Source organism: Thermophagus xiamenensis, assembly GCF_900112795.1.
Lineage (GTDB): Bacteria > Bacteroidota > Bacteroidia > Bacteroidales > Marinilabiliaceae > Thermophagus > Thermophagus xiamenensis.
The window spans coordinates 171,071-193,723 of record NZ_FONA01000007.1 but is presented as its reverse complement, the minus strand read 5'-3'; the positions used below and the strand labels follow the sequence as shown (position 1 = coordinate 193,723).

General features: G+C 37.6%; 15 protein-coding genes. 11 read left to right on the top strand and 4 right to left on the bottom strand.

Annotated elements, in window-relative coordinates; translation table 11 throughout:
* Nucleotides 1–475: 475 nt before the first annotated feature.
* The 3 genes from BM130_RS05925 to BM130_RS05915 all read right to left on the bottom strand — a co-directional run bounded on the left by BM130_RS05925 (nt 476) and on the right by BM130_RS05915 (nt 4,693).
* On the bottom strand, nt 476–1,237 hold the full coding sequence (locus BM130_RS05925) for an SDR family oxidoreductase (RefSeq protein WP_010526151.1): 762 nt from the start codon (nt 1,235–1,237) through the stop codon (nt 476–478).
* Between the two features lie 121 nt (nt 1,238–1,358).
* On the bottom strand, nt 1,359–3,785 hold the full coding sequence (locus BM130_RS05920; RefSeq protein ID WP_010526152.1) for a DUF5686 and carboxypeptidase-like regulatory domain-containing protein: 2,427 nt from the start codon (nt 3,783–3,785) through the stop codon (nt 1,359–1,361).
* A gap of 32 nt (nt 3,786–3,817) precedes the next feature.
* Complete coding sequence (locus BM130_RS05915) at nt 3,818–4,693, bottom strand: pseudouridine synthase (protein WP_010526153.1); 876 nt, start codon at nt 4,691–4,693, stop codon at nt 3,818–3,820.
* Between the two features lie 580 nt (nt 4,694–5,273).
* Here BM130_RS05915 and glmM point away from each other — a divergent pair.
* The 7 genes from glmM (at nt 5,274) to BM130_RS05880 (ending at nt 14,995) form a co-directional block, all read left to right on the top strand.
* A complete protein-coding gene (glmM, locus tag BM130_RS05910; protein WP_010526154.1) occupies nt 5,274–6,656 on the top strand; it encodes a phosphoglucosamine mutase in 1,383 nt (460 codons plus the stop codon).
* 557 nt (nt 6,657–7,213) lie between these two features.
* Nucleotides 7,214–8,629, top strand: a complete 1,416-nt coding sequence (locus BM130_RS05905) for an efflux RND transporter periplasmic adaptor subunit (RefSeq protein WP_010526155.1) — start codon at nt 7,214–7,216, stop codon at nt 8,627–8,629.
* Complete coding sequence (locus BM130_RS05900) at nt 8,626–9,981, top strand: ABC transporter permease (protein ID WP_010526156.1); 1,356 nt, start codon at nt 8,626–8,628, stop codon at nt 9,979–9,981. The genes BM130_RS05905 and BM130_RS05900 overlap by 4 nt, the downstream gene beginning before the upstream one ends.
* A gap of 36 nt (nt 9,982–10,017) precedes the next feature.
* Entirely contained in the window at nt 10,018–11,541 is a 1,524-nt protein-coding gene (locus tag BM130_RS05895) for a TolC family protein (protein ID WP_010526157.1), read from the top strand.
* A gap of 105 nt (nt 11,542–11,646) precedes the next feature.
* On the top strand, nt 11,647–12,864 hold the full coding sequence (locus tag BM130_RS05890; protein WP_010526158.1) for an efflux RND transporter periplasmic adaptor subunit: 1,218 nt from the start codon (nt 11,647–11,649) through the stop codon (nt 12,862–12,864).
* A 271-nt stretch (nt 12,865–13,135) separates the two neighbouring features.
* Entirely contained in the window at nt 13,136–14,065 is a 930-nt protein-coding gene (gene mdh / locus BM130_RS05885) for a malate dehydrogenase (protein ID WP_010526159.1), read from the top strand.
* Nucleotides 14,066–14,269: 204 nt separating this feature from the next.
* Entirely contained in the window at nt 14,270–14,995 is a 726-nt protein-coding gene (locus BM130_RS05880) for a head GIN domain-containing protein (RefSeq protein ID WP_010526160.1), read from the top strand.
* A gap of 146 nt (nt 14,996–15,141) precedes the next feature.
* Here BM130_RS05880 and BM130_RS05875 read toward each other — a convergent pair whose 3' ends face one another.
* Nucleotides 15,142–16,308, bottom strand: a complete 1,167-nt coding sequence (locus BM130_RS05875; RefSeq protein WP_044138309.1) for an AI-2E family transporter — start codon at nt 16,306–16,308, stop codon at nt 15,142–15,144.
* A gap of 248 nt (nt 16,309–16,556) precedes the next feature.
* Between BM130_RS05875 and BM130_RS05870 the strand changes: the two genes are divergently transcribed.
* From BM130_RS05870 to BM130_RS05850, 4 genes are all read left to right on the top strand, one after another.
* Entirely contained in the window at nt 16,557–17,999 is a 1,443-nt protein-coding gene (locus tag BM130_RS05870) for a hypothetical protein (protein WP_010526162.1), read from the top strand.
* 4 nt (nt 18,000–18,003) lie between these two features.
* Entirely contained in the window at nt 18,004–19,068 is a 1,065-nt protein-coding gene (locus BM130_RS05865; RefSeq protein ID WP_029626440.1) for an endonuclease/exonuclease/phosphatase family protein, read from the top strand.
* A 337-nt stretch (nt 19,069–19,405) separates the two neighbouring features.
* A complete protein-coding gene (locus BM130_RS05855) occupies nt 19,406–21,667 on the top strand; it encodes a PAS domain S-box protein (RefSeq protein WP_254771978.1) in 2,262 nt (753 codons plus the stop codon).
* 346 nt (nt 21,668–22,013) lie between these two features.
* Nucleotides 22,014–22,538: a DUF3267 domain-containing protein gene (locus BM130_RS05850; RefSeq protein WP_010526165.1), complete on the top strand. Its 525-nt coding sequence runs from the start codon at nt 22,014–22,016 to the stop codon at nt 22,536–22,538.
* The last annotated feature ends 115 nt before the right edge of the window (nt 22,539–22,653 follow it).

The window sequence follows — 22,653 nt, the reverse complement described above, 5'->3', positions numbered from 1 at the left end:
GCCTGTTAGCGCCGATGGTACTGCGTAAAAGCGGGAGAGTAGGTCGCCGCCGACTTTAAAAGAAAATAGAGCTCCGATTCATGAAAATGAGTCGGGGCTTTTTCTTTTGTGGTGGCCGTAACAACGCAAAGACACAAAGGCGCAGAGTTGAAAAAGGAGAGAAATGCCCTGTTGTATTATATTGAGAACAAATAAAAGAACCACCGGCAAAGATTTAAAGCTGCCTCGATTCGATACACTCGCCTGCGTAGACGCGACTCACTCGCATGCTTCGATGCGAATTCATCACCTCTATCGATGTGACACAGTCACCTGCTTCGATGCGACACAATTAGTTGGGTCAAAGGAAAAAAAAGAAACAGCAATTTGGAAAAATGAATTGTAAAAGTTTTTTGGTGTTTGTTTAACCTGGAATATTCTTTTTTTAATGGCTATTTTGCTTTAAAATAGTCTACCTTGAATAAAATGAATGGTTTTATTTACTTTGTCCACCGTCCAGGGTAAATACTTGTCCGGATGCAAATCCGGCTAAAGGACTAAGCAACCAGGCAGCTAAAGAGGCAAATTCTTTTGGTTTTCCAAATCTTCCGACAGGAATATTAATGGTTAACTCTTTTACCGCATCTTTTTTGGAAATCCCTTTTTGTTCTTTCATTTTATTTATAATTCGTTCCACGGCAGAAGTATCATGATACCCTGGTGCAATTATGTTTGCGGTTATATTGCAATGGTTAATTTCTTTGGCTAAGGTTTTAACATATCCTACAACAGCCATTCTAAACGAATTACTTAGCACCAGATTGGGAATGGGACTGTTTACTGATGCACTCTCGCTAAAGAGAAAACGTCCTCTTTTATTTTTCTCGAAGATTGAAAGCAAGTATTGGGATAATTCAATTTTCCATCTTAAAACCAATTTATAGGATGTATCCCATTGTTCCATTGTTGTCTCGGCAACCGTTGTGGCGGGTGGTCCTCCTGCGTTGAAAAATACCCCAAAAATGTCTTTGGGAATTGCATTTTTTAATTCTTTTAAAAATGAATCATCCGTTACGTCGCCCGACATAACAGTTGTTTTTTCTGGCCAATGATTTTTTATCTGGAATAATTTATCCTTATTCCTGGCTACCACAATAACTTCAGCACCGTTATCCAATAAAGTTTCGGCCACGGCACGTCCTAAGCCGGAACTTGCCCCTGTAACTAAGAATTTGTGATTTCTGATTTGTAAATCCATCTGGATTTGCTTTTAAAGATTTTCCGCCATAATGTAGATAGTATATTCAATTAATTACAACAGTAGAATTGTTTGTTTTGTTTATTTTTTGAATGAATTGAGGGGAAATACTCAGTAAATTTCACAAAGAAAAGCCCACTGATAGTCTAATACTTAAATTGTCAATTGTCTTTTCCCTTTGGTAGTAACCGTAACGATAATGCATCCCTAATCCGTATTTAAAAAGGAAAGTATTGAAAAGATTATCCAATAAAATGCCTGATTCAAAGAAGCCCTTGTTAAAAGAATAAATGGGAATATGGGTTGTATTATTTATATTGCCCCATCCTGCTTTTGATAATAAATGTAACTCAGGTTTAAAAGTACCAGATTTATTTTGACGGAGCGGAATTTTATGGTTAATAAATGCCAGTACAAAGCGATCCGCTGCGAATTCATTTGGCGACATGGTGTCAAACATATTTGGTATTTCGATCGAGAATGGATCGAAAGTGCCAAAATAACTATATAAGGTATTAAGCGTACGCCAGTTATTTATCCATCCTCCGGTAAATTGAAGTGAGGTACGAGCTGAAGGTCCTGTTCGAAACTCTTTTTTTATTTGTGCCTCTATTTTTGTGTAGGTGGATATTTCAGTATTTAAATCTTGCTTCCCCCCAATGATGTTAAACCATATTTTAGGTTCTAATCCGGAATAAGGTAAAACTCCAAAAGCTGTTTTTGATAGTTTTTCTCCTGGGGCCCATCTCAGTTTTAATCCTATTTCCGTTACTGTGAAATCTTGAGCGGCGGATGTCGACCCTATTGAAAAATCATATGTGCCCAATGGGTGCATCTTGCCATATGAGAGAAAGAGTCTACCGGAGAGAGAGCCTTTTATTCTCGATTGAATATGTCCCGTCAGCAGGGATTGTCGGTCCATAGTGGTTACGGCAAACTCTTTAAGGTAGTCTTCCCATTCCAAGATTTCACCTGAAAAGAATGAAAAGGTACCGGTGGCATGCATGCTGTGGTCATACCTTAGCTCCATGGATGTTTGGTTAACTTCGCTGATTGACCATTTTATTCCCCCACCATAGTTTTGATGTTTGGCTTTAAAGGCATGATTGATGTACCCACCAATAGAAAAGTTGCCGGTTAATTCACGACCACTCCAAAGGCCCATGCCTGCTTTTAAGCCTTCATATTGGTTATAGCCTATTATATTGTTGATATCTATCAAAAAGGGCCCTGCAGGTATATAACCTCCAATTAGATTTTTTTGCAATTTTATTAGTTTATCGAACCGGTTGGCGTTCCCTATGCTATCTATTAAATGATAGGTGGCAGAATCTTTTGCGTTAAGAGGTTCATAACGTAAAATTTCGATGGCCGTAGGGTTTGAGGACATATCATCTTCGAGGATGATTGAATTAAACTCTTTTGCATCCAATATCGGTTCGGTATTAATTGCTGTAACTAGGCTTTTGGCATGACCTATTAAAGCGAAAGGTAAGGGATTAAATTTACTATTGGCTTTTATCAGAAGCTGGCTTTCCAGTTGTGAAGGGAACCAAATTCCTTTTTTTGTAGGCTCGTAACTTTGGTTTATCTCCAGTTTGTATGGTGTTGTAGGAATTTGTGATTGTGCGCGTATGTTTTTTATGGCGAATGTTTTTGTGTGTATGTGAAAAGAGCCTTGTAGCGGCTTGATATTAGCCTTTTCCCGGGGGAAAAAAGAAATATAATACAAAGAGTCCTTGTTTTCTATAATGGTATCTTCCAGAATGAAGATGTAATTTTTAAGTCCGGCTTCCGATGCCGGATTGAGAAACTCTTGATCTAAAAGTGTAACATGGTCTTTGTAAAAACCGAAAGGTTGAATTTGTGAAGGTAGGATGGCTAAAGAGGGGTCTTTGAAGCCACTTACTCTGCCCGATATGATTCTTTCTTTGCTTTGGTTGGGCGCCAAATGCTTTTTTTCAGAAACAGATTCCATCAGAAGCAGATGGTGGTGACGCAAAATATTATCAATCTCTTTCGTTAATGAATCGGCAATTTGTGGTAAATCGGGCACCAAAACATCAAAACTCATTTTGTGATAAACTATACAGGAGTAGTTGGTTTGGTAATCGGGATTGTTGTAGCTTTTCCTCTCAACCACTTGTTTCATTATTTGTAGTGCCGGATTTTCACCCGGAAAAATATCGACACTTTCCAATGTGAAAGTTTTAGGTGAAAGAAGGATATTGGAATTAGGTACAACATCTTTTACAGCCAGTTGTTTTGAATGGTAACCTACACTACTTATGGTAATTGAATCGCCAGCATTGGATGGTAAGGAAAATTCACCTTTGATGTCTGAAATGGTGCCGGATTTCCCATTTTGAAACAGAATATTTGCAAAGGGAATAGGCTTTTGATTTAGGCTGTCGACAATAGCCCCTGAAACCTGGGCTGATACAGAAAATGTCCCAAATGCAGCGATTAAAATTAATATTATAAAATATATCACCTGCCAATGATTGGGCAACACAATCTTGGATAAATTCTTGACATCTGTTTTCATTTTTATGTTAAGGATTGGTAATGTTGTTGGCTTTAGTCCTTAAACCCGGCCTTCAGGAAATTAATTTCCTGTTGGGTTAAAAAACGCCATTTCCCTCTGGGCAGATTTTTTTTAGTTAATCCTGCAAAATATACTCTGTCTAACTTTTCCACTTTATATCCTAAGTGTTCGAAAATGCGTCTTACTATCCTGTTCTTCCCGGAGTGTATTTCTATACCTATTTGTTTGTGATCATTAGGGTCTACATAACTAATATTGTCAGGTCTTACAGGGCCATCTTCCAATTCTATGCCATTGGCTAAAATATTAAAATCATCTAATTTTAATTTTTTATCAAGAAAAACATGATATATTTTTTTTGCTTCGAAACTGGGATGAGTAAGTTTTTTTGCCAACTCACCATCGTTGGTTAGCAGCAAGACACCCGTGGTATTACGGTCGAGCCTTCCAACCGGATAAATTCGTTGAGGACAAGCATTCTTAACAATATCGATTACAGTTTTGCGGCCCTGAGGATCGTGGGCGGTGGTAACTGTATCTTTAGGTTTGTTGAGCAAAACGTAAACCTTTTTTTCAGGATTTAATTTTTGGCCGTGATATTCTACCACGTCGTGAATCGATACAATAGTCCCAAGCTCCGTTACTACTTTGCCATTAACTTTGATTTCGCCTTTTTTGATCAGGTTGTCGGCTTCTCTTCGGCTACATATTCCGGCATTGGATATGAATCTGTTTAAACGCATGGTTGCCGGAATTCGGTCGGTGAATTCTGTATCCCCTTTTGGGGTGTAATTTTCCTTGCTTGAGGAGCGTTCAATTCTATGGGGCCTGTGTTCCTGAAATCTATCGTTGCGAGAGCGACGAGCAGCAGATGTATATTTTCCCGGTATTTTCCCTTTTTTTGCCATTTTATTTCGTTGAATTTCTATGATTTTTATTTAATGCAATACCGATTGCAGAATTTTACTGCAAAATTGAGAAAAAGAAATGACTAATCAGGTATTTATTGAATGATAAATCAGGTAATCAAATTTTAAATTCAGGTTGATAGTGATGAATCCTAATGCAACCTTGGCTTAATATTTTCGGATTTTTAAATTTTTGTTGAAAAAAAAGTAATGTTTTGAATTGAGTAAGTTGGATTTATGTTGTGATTCAGGTTATTTATTCAATGTACATTATGAAATTTAGCAAAATAAAAAACAGAACTTTATTTTTGCAAAGTCCATATCATAATCTTTCTATAAGGATTTGTTAATTAAGAGCCCGAATTTAAGAAATTATTTTTTTAAGTAACTTGTTTTTGAACTTCACTTCTTTTCCTTTACAGAATTCCATTTTTCCCTTCCATACTATTTATATTTCGTAATTCCGAAAAGTATTTGAAAAAATAGATTGACAGTCACTAGTAAATGTGTTGTTCGTATCATTGCAAAACCGTTTTATATTCTGCAATTTTGCATCTGTATGAACAAAATCAAATAAAGTATGGCTTTAATAAAATCAATATCAGGTATTCGCGGTACTATAGGAGGACGTCCCGGGGAAGGATTGAGCCCCATCGATGTGGTTCGTTTTACATCGGCTTATGGCATTTGGCTGAAAGAACAATCGAAACAGGATAAATACAGCGTTGTATTGGGGCGAGATGCACGCATATCGGGCCTTATGGTACGAGGACTGGTTGCTTCTACCCTTCAGGGGTTGGGCATTAACGTAATTGATCTGGGACTGGCTACTACCCCTACCACAGAACTTGCAGTAATAAAAGAACAAGCCGATGGAGGCATTATACTTACAGCCAGTCATAACCCCAGGCAGTGGAATGCTTTAAAGTTGTTAAATCGTAACGGAGAATTTCTATCCGCCGAGGATGGTGCCCGTATTCTGGAGCTTGCCCAGTCAGAAGCCTTTGAATATGCATTAATAGATGATTTAGGGACGGTTTCCGAGAAGGAGTATACGCAAATTCATATTCAGGAGATCTTGAATTTGGATTTGGTGGATGTAGATGCTATTCATTCTGCAGGGTTTAAAGTGGTTATAGATTGTGTTAATTCTGTGGGTGGTATTGCTTTGCCGCCATTATTGAAAGCACTGGGGGTGGAAAATGTTGTACAGTTGAATTGTGAGCCTACGGGTCAGTTCCCGCATAATCCGGAACCTTTGCCCGAGCACTTAACCGAAATATCGGAAGCCATGAAGAAAGAAAAGGCAGATGTGGGATTTGTGGTTGACCCTGATGTTGACCGCCTGGCCATAATTAATGAAGATGGTTCCATGTTCGGCGAAGAATATACTCTGGTGGCGGTGGCTGATTATATATTGAGTCATACCCCCGGAAATACCGTTTCAAATCTCAGCTCCACACGCGCATTGAGCGATGTTACAAAAAAATTCGGTGGAACATATTATGCTTCGGCCGTTGGAGAAGTGAATGTGGTGGCCAAGATGAAGGAAACCAATGCCGTGATTGGCGGTGAAGGTAATGGGGGCGTGATTTATCCTGCCAGTCATTACGGGCGTGATGCACTGGTGGGCATAGCTCTGTTCTTGACTTATCTGGCTAAGAAAAGGAAAAAAACTTCTGAGCTACGAAAAGAGTATCCATCCTATTTTATGTCTAAAAACAAATTGGAACTTCCGCCCCATACCGATGTGGATGGGTTACTGCAAAAGCTAAAAGAGCATTATCGCAATGAAAAAATTAATGACATTGATGGAGTAAAGATTGATTTTCCTAATTCTTGGGTTCATCTTCGAAAATCTAATACCGAACCCATTGTTCGCATTTACTCCGAAGCACAAACACCGGAAGAGGCTGATAGATTGGCTGAATCAATGATGAAGGTAATAAAATCATTTGTTTGAAAATCCAATTTTTACGGTTTCTGTTTTCAATTATTTACTTCATAAAATAACTTGTTTTAAAGTTTTTAAAGACTTGTATTAAACTATTGGCGTTCTGTTCTGTCTTTGTATTGTCATTAGTTGCAATGAAGTTAGCTTAGACATTAGGTTGTAAAGATTAAGACCCTTTAAGATTTATCCAACGATTGGATGGGGTAAGGTTACTAGATATAAACTGAAAATTAGTCGACCCAAGGTTGAGTCTTGTATCATAACATTTGTTAAGGTAAAGAGGACCCCTTGGGCCGATTTTGTGAAGTTAAAAAGTGCGAAATGGTTATGTCTAAATACCAAATAATAGTATTTACGACCAATGGCATGTTTGGGTAATTGATGAATTGGTATATAATACTCAGATGAAACGGACTTTACCATGAAAGCTTGTCACAATAAGAACATGTATAAAAACATAGAGGCAGAAGTGCACAGGCAGAAGGCAGAAGGAGTCATTAGTGATAATTTACTAATGACTAATTTCAAGAACCATTAGTTCAATAAATTAAGTAAATTTTATACGGATGAAAAGATTTCTCAAGCCGGTTTATTACATCCCTGTAATTTTATTAATGGCGATAATCGTGATCTGGTCGATGAGCAACCAGGTGGTGAGCGAAAGTGTTATAATTACCGTACCTGTTGAGCGAGGACCTTTTGTATCGAGGGTTATATCTACCGGTCAGCTTCAGGCGGAGAATGCAACTTCCATAGAAGTTCCTTCTGAATTGTCGGGTCGACGTCTAGGTATTTATGAAATACAGATAACCGATATTGTGGAGGAAGGTACGGTTGTCGATTCAGGTGATGTAGTAGCTACTTTAGATCACAGTGCAGTCGATGAATTAATGACAGAAGCCTTAGAAGAGCTAGAGAGCGCCATGGAGGCATATGAGGACGCCAAAATAGATACCAATATTAACTTGAGTAACCTTAGGGATGGTTTACTGGATGCGCAAGTAACTGTTGAAGAAAAGAAGTTGGTATTAGAGCAGTCGGTTTATGAGTCGCCGGCTGTTCAGCGTCAAGCGCGGCTTGATCTTGAAAGGGCCGAACGTGATCTGGAACAGGCTTTGAGAAACTATGAGCTTAAAAAGAAACAGGCGGCATATGATGTTGCGCGGGCCTGGGAAGAAGTAGAAAAAAGTAAGGAACGAGTTGCTGAGATTGAGGCATTGTTTGAAGCCCTTGAAGTCAAAGCACCTAAACCGGGTATGGTAATTTATAGTTATGATCGTTTTGGAAATAAAATTGAAGCGGGCTCAACAGTAAGTCGTTGGTCGCCTACTATTGCCGAATTACCCGATTTGTCGTCAATGATTTCTAAAACTTATATAAACGAAATTGATATTTCAAAGATAAAGCCTGGTCAGAAGGCTACTATTGGCATCGATGCTTTCCCTGAAAAATCATTTAAAGGAAATGTTGTATCGGTTGCAAACATAGGTCAGGTCTTGCCCGATGGGGATGCAAAGGTATTTGAAGTAATTATAAAATTGAATTCTACTGATCCTGATCTGAGACCTGCCATGACCACCAGCAATGAGATAATTACGGATTCTTTACCCGAGGTTCTGTTCATTCCGCTCGAAGCGGTATTTAGAAATGATACAGTTAATTACGTTTTTGTTGATAAAGGGAACAAATGGGTTAAACAAATTGTAAAGCTTGGGGTGGAAAATGAAAATTATGTCGTTGTTGAAGAAGGCCTGGAAGAAGGCTTGGAGGTTGCATTAATACAACCGCCTGACCATGAAGAAATGCCTTTTGAAGGGGTAGAGATTTATGAAGCTTTGAAGAAAGAAGCTCTTGAGAAAGAAAAAGAAGAAAATAAAGAGAAAAAAGAGGTGCAAAGGCCGCCGAGGCGGATGAAAGGGAATCAAGGTGAGCAAAGAAAAAGGTTAGGTGAACGTCCGGTTGAAGGGAGGAGAGCAAGATGAATCGAGTAAAATTTATTATATCCAGGTATTACCACGATGTGTTGATTGCCGTGGAAGCCATTTTGGCCAACAAATTAAAATCTTTTCTCACGGCATTAGGTATCATGTTTGGTGTTGCTGCGGTTATAAGTATGCTCGCGATTGGGCGCGGTGCGCAACAGGAAGTCCTTGAACAGATAAAACTTGTTGGTGTCAATAACATTATTGTAACTCCTTCTGATGTTTCTATTGATGCAAGTAATGGTAGTGGAAGTGCCAGCGGCGAGAGTACCCAACGGTTCTCGCCTGGCTTGACATTATTGGATGCACAAGCCATAAAAGAAACTATTCCCACTGTAGCCAAAGTGAGTCCGGTTATTTCCTTAAATTACCATGCTATTTTGGGGGCTAAAAGTTACCCTGTCGTTCTGGAAGGTGTTTCTCCTGAATACTTTTCGCTTCTGAATATTAATTTGGCTTTGGGAAAAATCTTTAGTGAACAACAGGCCGAGTCCGGTAAACCCGTGGCTGTAATTGGTGATAATATCAGAAACCGTTTTTTTAATACAGACAATCCCATTGGCCAATATATCAAATGTGGAGATTCTTGGCTGGAAGTGATCGGGGTTATTGAAAGACGCGACTTTACAGCCTCTGCTTCGGATGAATTAGGCATTAGCAGTACAGATAACAAAATAATCATCCCTGTTAAAACTATGTTGCTTCGGTTTAAAGATCGGGCCAGAGTTAACCCCGAAATTTTGGAACAAGTTTCCCGTGGTGGTGGTGCGGAAAATGAAAGCAACAGTAGTTTGGAGGCCTCATCTGATCAACTCGATAAAATCATTGTTCAGGTTCATGAGACAGAATTCTTAAGCTCTACCGCTAATATTATTAATCGGATGTTGTTGCGCCGCCATTCCCGAATTTATGATTTTGAAGTTACCGTCCCTGAGTTGCTGCTTAAGCAGCAGCAAAAAACTAATGATATCTTTAATATTGTTTTGGGAGCAATAGCGAGTATCTCACTTATTGTTGGAGGAATTGGAATTATGAATATAATGCTTGCATCGGTATGGGAACGCATTCGGGAGATTGGAACCCGACAAGCCATTGGGGCTTCAAGAAAAGATATTATTGTTCAGTTTTTGTCCGAATCAACATTGATTAGTGTAAGTGGTGGAATGATTGGTATCGTGTTAGGTGTGGTTTTGGCTCATTTAATTCATGTAATGGCTGGCATTGAAACCATAGTGACTTTGTTTTCGGTAGTTGTGGCATTTGGTGTGTCTGCAACCGTTGGGATTGTTTTTGGTTACCTTCCTGCCAAACGAGCTGCCGAACAAGATCCAGTAGAGTCGTTAAGAGCATAATAAAAAAAGCAAATAACTTTTGAAAATGTTGCTGTGATGAATCCTAAATATCTATTGCCAATACTTTTTGCATGTTTTATTAATGAGCTGGGCGCCCAGGAGACAGAAGATTACTTTCCTGATGATTCCGATAATGTGGTGAAAGTAAGTATGACTCTGGATGAAGTTATTAATTTAGCTCATCAGCAATCGCTTTATAGTTTTAGGGTAAAAAATATGTACCTCGCCCGTTATTGGGAATTTCGAAGTTATAAAGCTGACCGGTTGCCTATATTGAGTCTGGATGCCACCCCAGTAAATTACGATAGATCGGTTGTGAGTCGTTTCGATGGGGAGCAGGGAGAGTATTTTGACCAAAGATCATATTTAACCTCTAATGCTTCTTTGTCTATTCGACAAAATGTTCCCCTAACCGGAGGGGTATTTGACATTACTTCCTCTTTGACCCGATCCCAAAATTTAGAAGATAATGATGATATCCAATATGCATCGGTACCGGTAAGCATTGGATTTTCGCAACCTCTTAACGGGTATAACCGATTTAAATGGGAAGCACGTATTGAACCTTTACAATTTGAAAAAGCTAAACGAGAATATTTACAGTCGCTCGAATCAATTGCCATTCAGGCTACCGACTATTTTTTTGCACAGGTGACGGCCGAGATTAATTTAAAAATTGCGGAAAATAATTATCACAATGCCGACACGTTGTATAATATTGGGAAAGGAAGGTTTGAAATAGGAACAGTAACTCAAGATGAACTGTTGGACTTGGAGCTGGGTTTGCTTAATGCCCAATTAGCCTTAACCAAGGCTAAAATTGGCTTGAAACAGGCCAGAGCCGAATTAACCTCTTTCCTGGGCTTAGAAGATAATGTGGTTATCGAGTGTGTAGTTCCCGAAGAGATTCCCAATTTAAAAATTGATCCACAGAAAGCGTTGCAGCTGGCAATTGAAAATAATCCGGAAATTTTGGATTTTCAGCAGCAGCTTCTTGAGGCCGAGCAAGATATCGATCAAGTGAAGTCTGAAAGCGGTTTAAGTGCCAATATTCGAGCCAATTTTGGAATCAATAAGAATGCCGATGATTTTGGCCTGGCTTATGGCAGCCCCTTCGAAGATCAACAACAAATAAGACTGTCTTTAAGCATCCCAATTCTTGATTGGGGATTACGCAAAGGAAAAATTCAAATGGCACGCTCAAACAGAGAGGTTACAGAAGCTACTGTGAAGCAGGCAAGGATTGATTTTGAGCAGGATTTGTTAATAAGTATAATGGAATTTAACTTGCAGGAAAAACAGGTTGAAATATCAGCCAAAGCCGATACCATTGCCCAATTGGGATATGAAGTCACCAAACAACGTTTTTTTATAGACAAGGTAGATGTTATAAAACTTAATTCTGCCCGAAATTCTTTGGATGCCGCCAGAAGAAATTATATCTCTTCACTCCGTCAGTATTGGAGAAGTTATTACCAGATGCGGCAAATTACCTTATATGATTTTGTCAACGATAAACCTTTAATGGAGGCATTAGATGAATTGTTGGAGCAACCATGATAAGCCTAAGGTATTTGTGTTTGTGAAAAGTCATATATATAAACCATGTGTGATATATTACACAGGTTATATATTTTTATTAAGCTCCGGAAAATACCTGCAAAAATGAAAAAAAGATTAGGATTATTGTTGCCACTAGTCTTGGTGGTGTTGGCCTTTATTATTTATCGCATTTTCCTGACTGATGAAACAGCCGAGTCGGAGGTAGTAGAGGTGGTACGGGATAAATTTGAACGATACGTTACTTCTATGGGGGAGCTGGAAGCACATCGGTCTACCGATATTTTGATACCTGAAGTTCTGAGGGGAAATAAAATTAGAATAAGGCAAATTGTTATTAATGATTTGGTGAGGGAAGGTACTGTTGTTGAAAAAGGAGATTATGTAGCGACCCTTGACCCATCGGAGGTTGAGGAATATATAAAGAGAGTTACCGAAACGATTGAGATGTTTGAAGCCAATCTTGAAAAGGCTAGGATGGACAGCTCTCTGAATCTTTCTCAGGCCAGAGATGATATTCGAAAAGCGCTTGACAATGTCCTGGACAAGGAAGTAAAAGTAGAACAGTCGGTTTACGAAAGCAAAGCCATCCAGCGGCAGGCTCAGATCGAATTGGAAATGGCTCAGCGGAAATATGAACAAAAAAAGAGAAATTACCAGAAATTACTTCGAAAAAATACATTAAGTGTTAGACGTATTGAAAACAAGCTGAAAGAGGAGAAAGAACAGTTGGCGGTTTTGTTGAAGTTAAAGGCTGATTTGGTGATTACGGCGCCACAATCGGGAGTGGTGGTTTATGTGCGGGAGTGGAATGGAGAAAAACGAAAAGTAGGGGCCAGAGTAAGCCGGTGGGACCCTCGAATTGCTATTCTGCCCGATTTGTCAACTCTCCTCTCGGTTACCTATGTTAAAGAGATTGATATAACCAATATTTATGTTGGTATGCCCGTTAAGATTAAAATTGATGCATTTCCTAAAGAGGAATTTGAAGGAACCGTGCGGTCGGTGGCCAATATAGGCAAAGAAATTGCTGGACAATTTCTTAATGGCTTTAAGGTGGAAATTGAAGTAGATGCAAAAGGGCATGGGCTTTTACCCGGAATGACGTCTGTAAACCGTTTTATCATTCAGGAAATGGATGATGAGCTTATTGTTCCAAGGGAAGCTGTTTTTGTTAAAGATTCTTTCCAGGTTGTATTTAAAAAGACACCCCTCGGCATTGTCCAACAAAAAATTAAAACCGGTGGAGAAAACGACGAATTTATTAGGGTTTTGGAGGGTTTAAATGAAGGTGATAAATTAGTCCTCAACCCACCTGATTAGATAAATCATTTTATACCATGAACAAACCGTTCCCGGCGTTGGTTTAATGCCTGTAACGGTTTTTTTTATAATTTACTCTTTGTCTGTAGAAAATTGGAATAAAACCCCTGCCATCGATTGCGAAATTTTCTATACATTTAGGTATGAGTAGAAAAAGCGAAAAAAATTGAAGAAAATTTTCTTCAATTAAACAGTCTTAATTATCTTTGTGTTGGTTGAAAAGAGCCAGAAATTCAAAAAAGTGTAGTATAAATTCAAAAAAATTAAGGTTATGAAAGTTACTGTTGTTGGCGCTGGCAATGTTGGCGCAACTTGTGCTGATGTATTGGCTTATCGTGAGATTGCCAATGAAATAATTTTGGTGGACATAAAAGAAGGTTTGGCTGAAGGAAAAGCCTTAGATATTTGGCAAAAATCGCCAATTAATTTGTATGATTCACGCACTATTGGCGTAACAAATGACTATTCCAAAACGGCCAATTCAGATGTTGTGGTCATTACATCCGGTTTACCTCGTAAACCTGGAATGTCGCGCGACGATCTTATTGAAACAAATGCCGGGATTGTAAAGTCCGTTACTGAGCAGGTTATTAAATATTCACCTGAGGCTACTATTATTATTGTTTCTAATCCTCTGGATGTTATGACCTATCAGGCCCATATCACATCAAAAATGCCGAGGAATAAAGTGATGGGAATGGCCGGAATTTTAGATACCGCTCGCTATAGAGCTTTCCTGGCTGAGGCTTTGAATGTTTCACCGAAAGATATTCAGGCGGTTTTAATGGGCGGACATGGAGATACTATGGTCCCGCTTCCGAGATATACTACTGTTGGGGGTATCCCTGTTACCGAATTGATTGATAAAGACAAACTCGATGCCATTATTGAGCGAACTAAATTTGGTGGAGGCGAATTGGTTAAATTGATGGGGACTTCTGCCTGGTATGCACCGGGGTCTGCTGCAGCACAAATGGTTGAGGCAATTGTTCGTGATCAAAAACGTGTATTCCCGGTTTGTGTTAAACTTGAAGGTGAATACGGTATCGATGATTGCTATCTGGGAGTTCCCGTAATTTTGGGTAAAGGTGGCATCGAAAAAGTTATTGAATTGGATCTTAATGCTGAAGAAAAAGCTTTGGTTGAAAATAGCCGTCAACATGTTAAAGAAGTTATGGCTGTACTCGATAAGCTTAATTAATTTAACCATTCATTATTAAAGAATATTTTGTTTAAAGGCCCAGTTTAATGGGCCTTTTTTTGTCCGTTAATGAACACTTGCTTGAGGGAGCGTACATTTTTTGCCCTTTGTTTGGAAAATGAAATGGTTGTATCTTTTTGAAAAATAGGTGGATGTGATTTGTGGCCCGAAATCTGTGGTATGGTATGAAAAATTGTTTGTATTATGTTTCGAAAGATTCACTTTTTTGTTTTACTGATTTGCCCATTTAGTTTTTGTGGCTGTGTTTTTGAAGGACAAACTTCTGACTCGGCTAAATCTGTGGTTTCAGAAGTAAGGAATATTGATAATTTTAATTCGTTGGAACTAACAGGGAATTATGTGGTCACTCTTGAAAATTCCGATTCTTATAGAATTGAAATTTCTGCTGACGAGGGCATAAAAAAAATGGTGATTACAGAAGTGATAAATAATGTGCTAAAGGTTAATACCCTTATTGCCGGAACCGGGAAACGCTATCCATCTGTAGAGTTACGGATTTACGTTCCTGACTTACAAAGAATCAAGGTTGTGTCTTCTGCTAAATTTAAGTCTGTTCAACCTTTTATTTTTGAGGACCTGTATATTGAAAGTTCGGGAGCGCTAAAAATGAATATGGAACTTAAGGGAAAACGGTTGGAAGGCATTTTTGCAGGTGCAACCAATTTGAATCTTAAAGGATCTGTAGATCAAGTTGTTCTCGATATTCCGGGTGCAGGAAAAATTGCTGCTTTCGGGTTGTCAACGAAGAATTTATCACTTAAATTATCAGGTGCTTCCTTCGCCGAAGTTTTTGTGTCGGAAAAATTGAGTGTTGATATTTCCGGTGCCTGTACTGTTTCATACAAAGGAAATCCTAGTGAGGTTTTTTCCAATATTTCTGGACTTGGCAGAATTAGAAATGCTAACTGATTCTTTAAACTTGGGTCAAGTTAATTCCGGTACAACAACAATGATTGTTTCAATTTTAATGTTTTTATGTGTACCGGTTTATTCCTGTAGATTAAGGTATTTGTCGTTGTATCTGGTGGCTAAATTTATTGTATTTTGATAAATAATTATTCTTTTAGATTTTGAACTTCCTGGTCCTCTTCATCCTCTTTTGTTGTTGATGGTCTTTTAATTATCAGTCTTTTATAGTAAGAAACGATAAGTGTAGTTAAAGGCAAGGCCAATAACATTCCCAAAATCCCCATGATAGTTCCCCAAATTGAAAGTGACAGCAGAATAATGGCCGGATTCATGTTATATGCTTTGCCCATAATTCGTGGAACTAAGATGAGGTCTTGAATCAATTGAACTATTACAATAACTATTGATACCGCTAAAAGGACCTGCCAAAAACTTTCACCAGATTCCATTGACTTTAAAAGAGCCAGTAGTATAGCGGGTAGAAATCCTAATACTTGAAGGTAAGGCACGATATTTAAAATCCCGATAATTAAACCAAGTGTAATTCCTAATGGTAAATCGATAATTTTGAATCCAATGGCCATTAATATCCCTACTATGGATGCAATTAAAAACTGATTGCGAAAGTAAATGCGCATCGAAAGTTTCAAGTCTTCTACTATTTCTTCTGTTATAGGCCTAAACTTTGATGGAATTAGTTTGGGCCATGAAGACTCAAGTTTGGGATAATCAATAAGGATAAATATAAGATATATGAGAATCATTAAGAGGCCTAAAGTACTGAATAAGATATTTATTGACCCCGAAAAAATTTTTAGCAGTGGTTGAGAAATGTTTTTGAGCATCTGGGATATGTCACTGGCATTGATCAAGTCTTGGAAATTGTTTTTTTCCAGCATATTGCGTAGCCATTGATCTAAAAACGGAGGCAGGAAATCCTGATAAGTAGTATTTTGTAAATAGGATTTTATTAATTGTCCCAATTTCTGCATTTCGCTTACGAATTGGGGTATTAACCACCAAAGCGCAACTGAAATAATTAAAGATATAATCAATAAGGATAGAACTACAGAAATACCGCGGTGCCTGACACGCATATTTTTTTGAACAAAACAAACCAATGGGTCTAATAAATAGGCTAATAAAAGCGCGATGAAAAATGGCACCAAAACGTTACTTAAATATCTTATTAATAAAATAATCCCGGCAATGATTAAGCCCGTTAGCAGAAGTCTTACGACTTTGTCGAATGTATATGGCTGTTCCGATAAAAAGGAATGAGACTTTTTAGGCGCGATTTTTGTTGTTGACATATAAACTTTAAGATTAAATCAGACGATTCCTTTAATTTTTTATTAATTAATTGTTTAATAGGATTTTCTTTTGAAACTTAAAGGTAAAACAATCGTACAATTTCGTTGTTAATAATTGTAAAAAATAGTTTGCCTTTAATAAAAAAAACTTTGTGTTTTCGAAAATAGTTGTTTATTTTACATCAAATGTATAATTAAGTCAATAATCATTTGAATTTTATTTGTTGATTCGGGGAAAAAAGTTTTGTATGCCTTCACGATATTTTATAATAGCAATTTTTCTTTTAACGGCCTTATTTGTGGGTTGTGAAAGAGAGTATGTTATAAGTGGAGACAGTTCGGAACTGAAATTTAGCACCGATACCGTTGCTTTTGATACTGTATTCACAGCTATTGGCTCTACCACACAAAATTTCAGGATTTACAATCCCGTTGAGGAAGATGTTGTGATCAATATGATTGAATTGGGTGGAGGAGATGACTCTAATTTTCTCTTGAATGTTAATGGTATTGCCGGAAGTTCAATTTCCGATGTTCCCATATTCGGAAACGATAGTTTATTTGTTTTTGTAGAAGTTAATATTAATCCTACTTCAAAAAATACGCCTTTTGTTGTTTCCGATTCTATTTTATTTTACATACGCGACCAGGTTTACAAGGTTCATTTGCTGGCTTATGGACAAAATGTAGTTCCTTTAAGAAAAGAAATATTAACAACGCAAACCTTTACAAAGGATAAACCTTATTTAATTTATGATTGGGTAGTGGTTGATAGTGCTCAAACGCTCACCATAGATGCCGGTGCCAGATTGTATTTTCACAAGGATGCTTCCCTTTTAGTTTTTGGGTCTTTAAATGTTGATGGGAGTATTGAAGAGCCCGTTCTCTTTGCCAGTGATAGGTTGGATGAATGGTATCAGGACAAGCCCGGCCAATGGGGGTATATTCAATTAATGCCCGATAGTAGAGATCATTACATTAACAATGCCATTATCCGAAATAGTACTATGGGATTGGTGGTTGACTCTGTTGGTATTAAAGAAGGACATCCCCCTTTATATCTGAATAATGTGAAAATAGAGCATGTAGCCTCTCAAGGGCTTATAGCACAAAATTCTTCTATAATTGTTTCAAACTCTGTATTTGGCGATTGTGGTAGTGCCTCGGTGGCTTTAACTGTGGGGGGCAGTTATAAATTTTACCATTGCACTATTGCTAACTATTTTAGTTGGAATTACAGAAGTGTTCCTGCTTTGGTTATATCTAATTATTTTTATAATAATCCCAATAATTCTGATGATATAACTATTACACCCCTTCAAGCTGCCGAATTTTATAATTGCATTATTTATGGTAAAAATGGAAACGAAATAAAGCTTGACCTAAGAAACGAGGACAATGAAAAACTGGTAGGCGATGTTAATGTTGATTTTTATTATTCCTTGGTTAAAGTTAGCGATGAAGTTAGGGTGGCTTGGTCGGATGTCTTTAATTCCGGAGTGCTGTTTAATGAAGATCCCGCTTTTCTAAATACGTTAAAATATAATTATCAATTGGATTCCCTTTCAGTTGCCAGAGATGTGGGAATTTCTGATATTGCGCGCGATTATCCTAAAGATATTCTGGGAAATTCACGATTGAAGGACAAGGGACCCGATCTCGGTGCCTATGAGAGGGTTGATAAACAGTAATTGATTGTCTGCATCGACACCTATCGGCTGTGAAATTACCATGATGTATCGTTGGGGGTTGTGGTGGGTCACATTTTTCATAACTATATCTCAATACACCATGTCGCAAAGTAATGACATGGCAGGCATTTTATTTTACAATGTTGAAAATCTTTTTAATCCTGAGCCTGACTCCGTAGCTATAGATGATGAATATCTGCCACAAACCTTTCGACAGTGGAATCACTACAGAAAAAAGATTAAGCAAGCTAATATTTCCAGGGTTATTTTATATGCCGGAAAATGGGAGCCCCCGGTGTTGGTGGGTGTTTGCGAAGTGGAGGATAAAAAGGTTCTAAATGAATTGATTTGGACTACAGGCTTGAATCGCTTTTCATATTCGGTCATTCACTTTAACTCGCCTGACCAAAGAGGAATAGATGTTGCTTTAATTTATCGAAAAGACCGTTTTAAGGTGCTTAGGTCCTTTCCTGTTGAAGTAAAACTTCCGCCTTCTTTCCCTCCAACTCGTGATATCTTGTATGTATGTGGAATTTTAGATGAAATTGATACTCTTCACGTCTTGGTTAATCACTGGCCATCCAGGTGGGGTGGAGAGGCTTCAACCCGCATTAAACGATTAATTGCTGCTAAGACTTTAAAAAATATTTGTGATTCCATATTATCGGTTTCTGAGCACTCCAAAATCATTGCAATGGGTGATTTTAATGATGAACCAAATGATGAAAGCCTGAAGATTGTTAGCCGAAAACCAGGAACAGCAGGAAAAAGGCTTATAAATTTGGCGTGGAATCCGGTTGGGAAGGTGCCTGGAACACTCAAGCACCAGAATGCATGGTTTTGTTTTGATCAGATATTAGTTTCTTCTGCTCTTTTTGCGCCTCGTCGTGAAGGTGGTTTTTTTCTGAAAGACACTATGATGCATGTTATTGCAGCTGATTTTCTTTTAGAAAAAGATTATGATTATTCCGGCGTTAAACCTTTTCGAACCTTTGAGGGAAATAAATATAAGGGAGGGTTTAGCGATCATTTGCCGGTTATGATTAAGTTGATGCGAATAATTGAATGATTGAACGTTTTTTTGTGTTGAAATGTTTTAACCGGATGGAATCCTTTTCTTGAGCTCTTTTATAAGTATTAGGCGATTTTAAAAAATAATTTGATTTCATATCAGAGGTGAAACGACCATGGCAAGAAGGCTTTTTCACATCAAGAATATTTATAAACATAAGCCATGCGAGTTCCATCCAACCAATAACTTAGATAAATTTATACGGATGAAATTAGCTTACAATAAATAACTTGTTTAAAAACAGCAACTATTATTTTGGAAATTATTTTTGAATGGGAAACAAAGTATTGGGAATTACGTATCTTAAAAAGAAATTTTTCCTTATTTAACTTTCATGATGTATAATTCGTCGAGAATTTTATTGCTTAATAATAAGCCGGAACGGGCCAAAGAGCTGCAGTCTTTTTTGTTGAAAGAGTTTTGTGGTGTGGATTGTAGCTGTTTAACAAGGGAGGCTCTAAACTGGCTTCGCAATGACGAATATGATTTGTTGGTACTAGCCAATTATTTGAACGATATGGAAGGGCCCGAATTTATTCGGGAGTTAAGGCGTGAAGCAATCCACATTCCGTTCATTATGATATCTTCCAATGGCGATGTTAAGCAGGCTGTTGAAGCTATGAAACTAGGCGCGGTTGATTTTATTCAATGGTCGGATGATAAGGAGGCATTTTTCCCTTATGTTGCGGAAGTGGTTAAGAAAGCTCTCCATAAAAGGGTTTTTGAAGATGTTTTTTCTGAAGAAGAGCTTATATACAAAACCTTATTTGAAAACCTTCGAGATGCGGTTTTTTTACATTTGATTGACCAAAAGACCGGGCGCCCGGGTTTTTTTATCGAGGTTAATTCCGTTGCCTGTAGGCGTCTTGGATATTCTCGTCATGAATTTTCGTTAATGAAGCCGGAAGATTTAGATGCCCCCGGAGCTGTGGACCAAAAAAAAATTGTTGACCAGCTTTTTAAAAATGGATCTGTCATTTTTAAATCTTTTCACAGAACAAAAGATGGAAGAAAAATCCCGGTTGAAATTAACTCTAAACTTTTTGATTTAAGAGGGCAAAAGGCCGTTCTTTCTATTGCCAGAAATATTACTGATCAACAGAAAATTCTGAATGATTTAAAAAATAGTGAATCACGTTTTCGTTCTATTATTGAAGAATCTATTATTGGTACTTGTATCTGCAATAGGGATGGGGTGTTAGAATATGCCAACGATGCTTTCTGTAAAATTTTGGGGTATTCGTTTGATGAAATTAAGGATAAACATTTAAGTGGGCTGGTTCATGAGGATTTTAAGAATAGGCTTCTTGTCGAGTACAAGGCTCTTTTTAAAACCGGGAAATCAAAGGGACAGACTGAATTAAATATTATTGATAAACATGGTAATAAAAAATTTGTAATTGTTAATTCCGTTTTAATTTCAGATTTTGACGGGCAATTAAAAAGCGTAACCTTTGTTGAAGATATAACGGAAGAGCGAGAGGCTAAACAAGCTCTGGAAATGAGTGAGTTGAAATACAGAACCATGATGGAGGCGCTTCATGATCCGGTTTTTATTAGCGATGCTAATTTTAATATTATCTACGCAAATAAAGCTTTTAAAAAGCGATTTGGGGATGTGGATAATAATACAAAATGTTATAAAAGGGTATTTGGTGAAAACGCCCCGTGCTCATGGTGTATTTCTTCGATTCGCGAAATGACCAAGATTCGGAAACGACAAGAAAAAACCATTAATAAAAGGATATATCAAATAACCACAGTCCCTATTCAATTTAAATCGAGCCTTCATGCTAAAATGACTATCTTAAGGGATGTTACCAAGGTGGTTAAAGCCAGAGAGAAAGCAGAAGAAAGTGATCGCCTTAAATCGGCCTTCCTCGCTAATATCAGTCATGAAATTCGTACACCATTAAATGTGGTGCTTGGATTTTCAAATTTGTTGAAGGATGAAGAGTTGACAAGGGAAGAGATGCTAATGTATATTGATATGATCAATGAAAGTAGTGCCCATCTTCTTCAAGTTATTGATAATATTATTGAATTCTCATTTATAGACTCTGGCCTGGTGCATGTGAATCCTCACCCTGTGAATGTGAAACACTTGCTTAAATTTTTAAATCAGGAGACCAGGCAATTAATGGAAAAACACAATAAAACTCGCCTTAAGTTAATATTCGAGAATTATCTTACAGAAGATATAGAATTTATTAATGATGAGGTACGCATAAGACAAGTCTTACAAAACTTACTTTCCAATGCTGTTAAATTTACTGAAGTGGGCGAAATTGTTCTGCAAGTTTATTATGACAAAAACAAATGGGTTATTTTTTCTGTGAAAGACACAGGAATTGGTATCCCCAAGAATATGCAAAATGTAATATTCAAGCGTTTTCGGCAAGGAGACGAGGGTTATACCAGAATGTTTGGAGGAAATGGGCTTGGATTGCCTCTATGTAAAAACCTGGCAGAAATGATCGGCGGATATATTAAAGTAAAATCTAAACCCGGCGAAGGTTCCGAGTTTAAGTTGTTTGTTCCTGTTAAATTTGATGAGTCTTTAGCTAAGGCGCTCGCTGTTGAATATGTCCGATAGTGGAGCAAAAAACTGAGGGTTTAAGGATTTTTTTATTAAGCAAAGTCTTACCCTAACGGAGGGACGGGGTAATTGTCTCGCATGAGGCTCTCTGATTTTATCACTGTTGATTGATGATTTAATTTGTTTGATTGTGCTGTGAGGCTTTTTTAACTTGTTGAGGCTATTGTTATTTTGCTCTTTTTTAAATTTGGGGAAATTAATTTTCTTGCAAGGGGATAGGTTTGTTGGAAATATACATTATAAAGATTCTAAGTTGGGTTTCTTATGCTTTGATAAAAGAATAAAGAAACTAAATTTGCATGTTTCCTAAGCCAACCATTTTGTAGAAGAAGGGGCCCATTGCATGACAGAAATAACCATTACCATAGAGGAGGCTGCTAAAAAGGCCATGGGGTTGATAATACCTACTTTATTCGTTACGGGGATACCTTTTTTTGTTTTGCATGGGAGTGAACCTTTCCTTGATTGGAATTTTAAAGAAGTACTATTTTTTTTATTTATTTTAATTGCCGGTATTCCGGTTCATGAATTGCTTCATGCATTGGTTTTTGGGATTTTTGCAAGAGGTGGTTTCAAATCCGTGAAGCTGGGCATTGAAAGCAAAACTTTTACTCCTTATTGTCATTGTTCTAGTCCGATTCGTGTTCAGTACTATCGTTTAGGTGCTTTGCTTCCGTTTTTAGTTTTAGGTGTTATTCCTTATATTGCATCCTTGTTTATAGGTTCTCTGGGATGGTGGCTTTATGGTTATTTTTATATTATAGCTGCGGGTGGAGATTTGGTCGCTTTAAAAATGTTAAAGAAAATCCCGGGACATAGAAGGGTATTGGATCACCCAAAGAAAATGGGGTTTTATGTATTAGATTGACTATCCGATTTTTATAGTGTTTATTTTTCTTTAGGACTTCCTGAGTGGTCGATAATCTAAATTTTATTTATTATAATGTCCTTGTTTGATTGACGTTAATGTTTAAATATTTGTC

Coding starts and splice junctions, on each gene's coding strand:
- BM130_RS05925 (WP_010526151.1), bottom strand. CDS start 1,237: ATGGATTTACAAATCAGAAATCACAAATTCTTAGTTACAGGGGCAAGT.
- BM130_RS05920 (WP_010526152.1), bottom strand. CDS start 3,785: ATGAAAACAGATGTCAAGAATTTATCCAAGATTGTGTTGCCCAATCAT.
- BM130_RS05915 (WP_010526153.1), bottom strand. CDS start 4,693: ATGGCAAAAAAAGGGAAAATACCGGGAAAATATACATCTGCTGCTCGT.
- glmM (WP_010526154.1), top strand. CDS start 5,274: ATGGCTTTAATAAAATCAATATCAGGTATTCGCGGTACTATAGGAGGA.
- BM130_RS05905 (WP_010526155.1), top strand. CDS start 7,214: ATGAAAAGATTTCTCAAGCCGGTTTATTACATCCCTGTAATTTTATTA.
- BM130_RS05900 (WP_010526156.1), top strand. CDS start 8,626: ATGAATCGAGTAAAATTTATTATATCCAGGTATTACCACGATGTGTTG.
- BM130_RS05895 (WP_010526157.1), top strand. CDS start 10,018: ATGAATCCTAAATATCTATTGCCAATACTTTTTGCATGTTTTATTAAT.
- BM130_RS05890 (WP_010526158.1), top strand. CDS start 11,647: ATGAAAAAAAGATTAGGATTATTGTTGCCACTAGTCTTGGTGGTGTTG.
- mdh (WP_010526159.1), top strand. CDS start 13,136: ATGAAAGTTACTGTTGTTGGCGCTGGCAATGTTGGCGCAACTTGTGCT.
- BM130_RS05880 (WP_010526160.1), top strand. CDS start 14,270: ATGTTTCGAAAGATTCACTTTTTTGTTTTACTGATTTGCCCATTTAGT.
- BM130_RS05875 (WP_044138309.1), bottom strand. CDS start 16,308: ATGTCAACAACAAAAATCGCGCCTAAAAAGTCTCATTCCTTTTTATCG.
- BM130_RS05870 (WP_010526162.1), top strand. CDS start 16,557: ATGCCTTCACGATATTTTATAATAGCAATTTTTCTTTTAACGGCCTTA.
- BM130_RS05855 (WP_254771978.1), top strand. CDS start 19,406: ATGATGTATAATTCGTCGAGAATTTTATTGCTTAATAATAAGCCGGAA.
- BM130_RS05850 (WP_010526165.1), top strand. CDS start 22,014: ATGACAGAAATAACCATTACCATAGAGGAGGCTGCTAAAAAGGCCATG.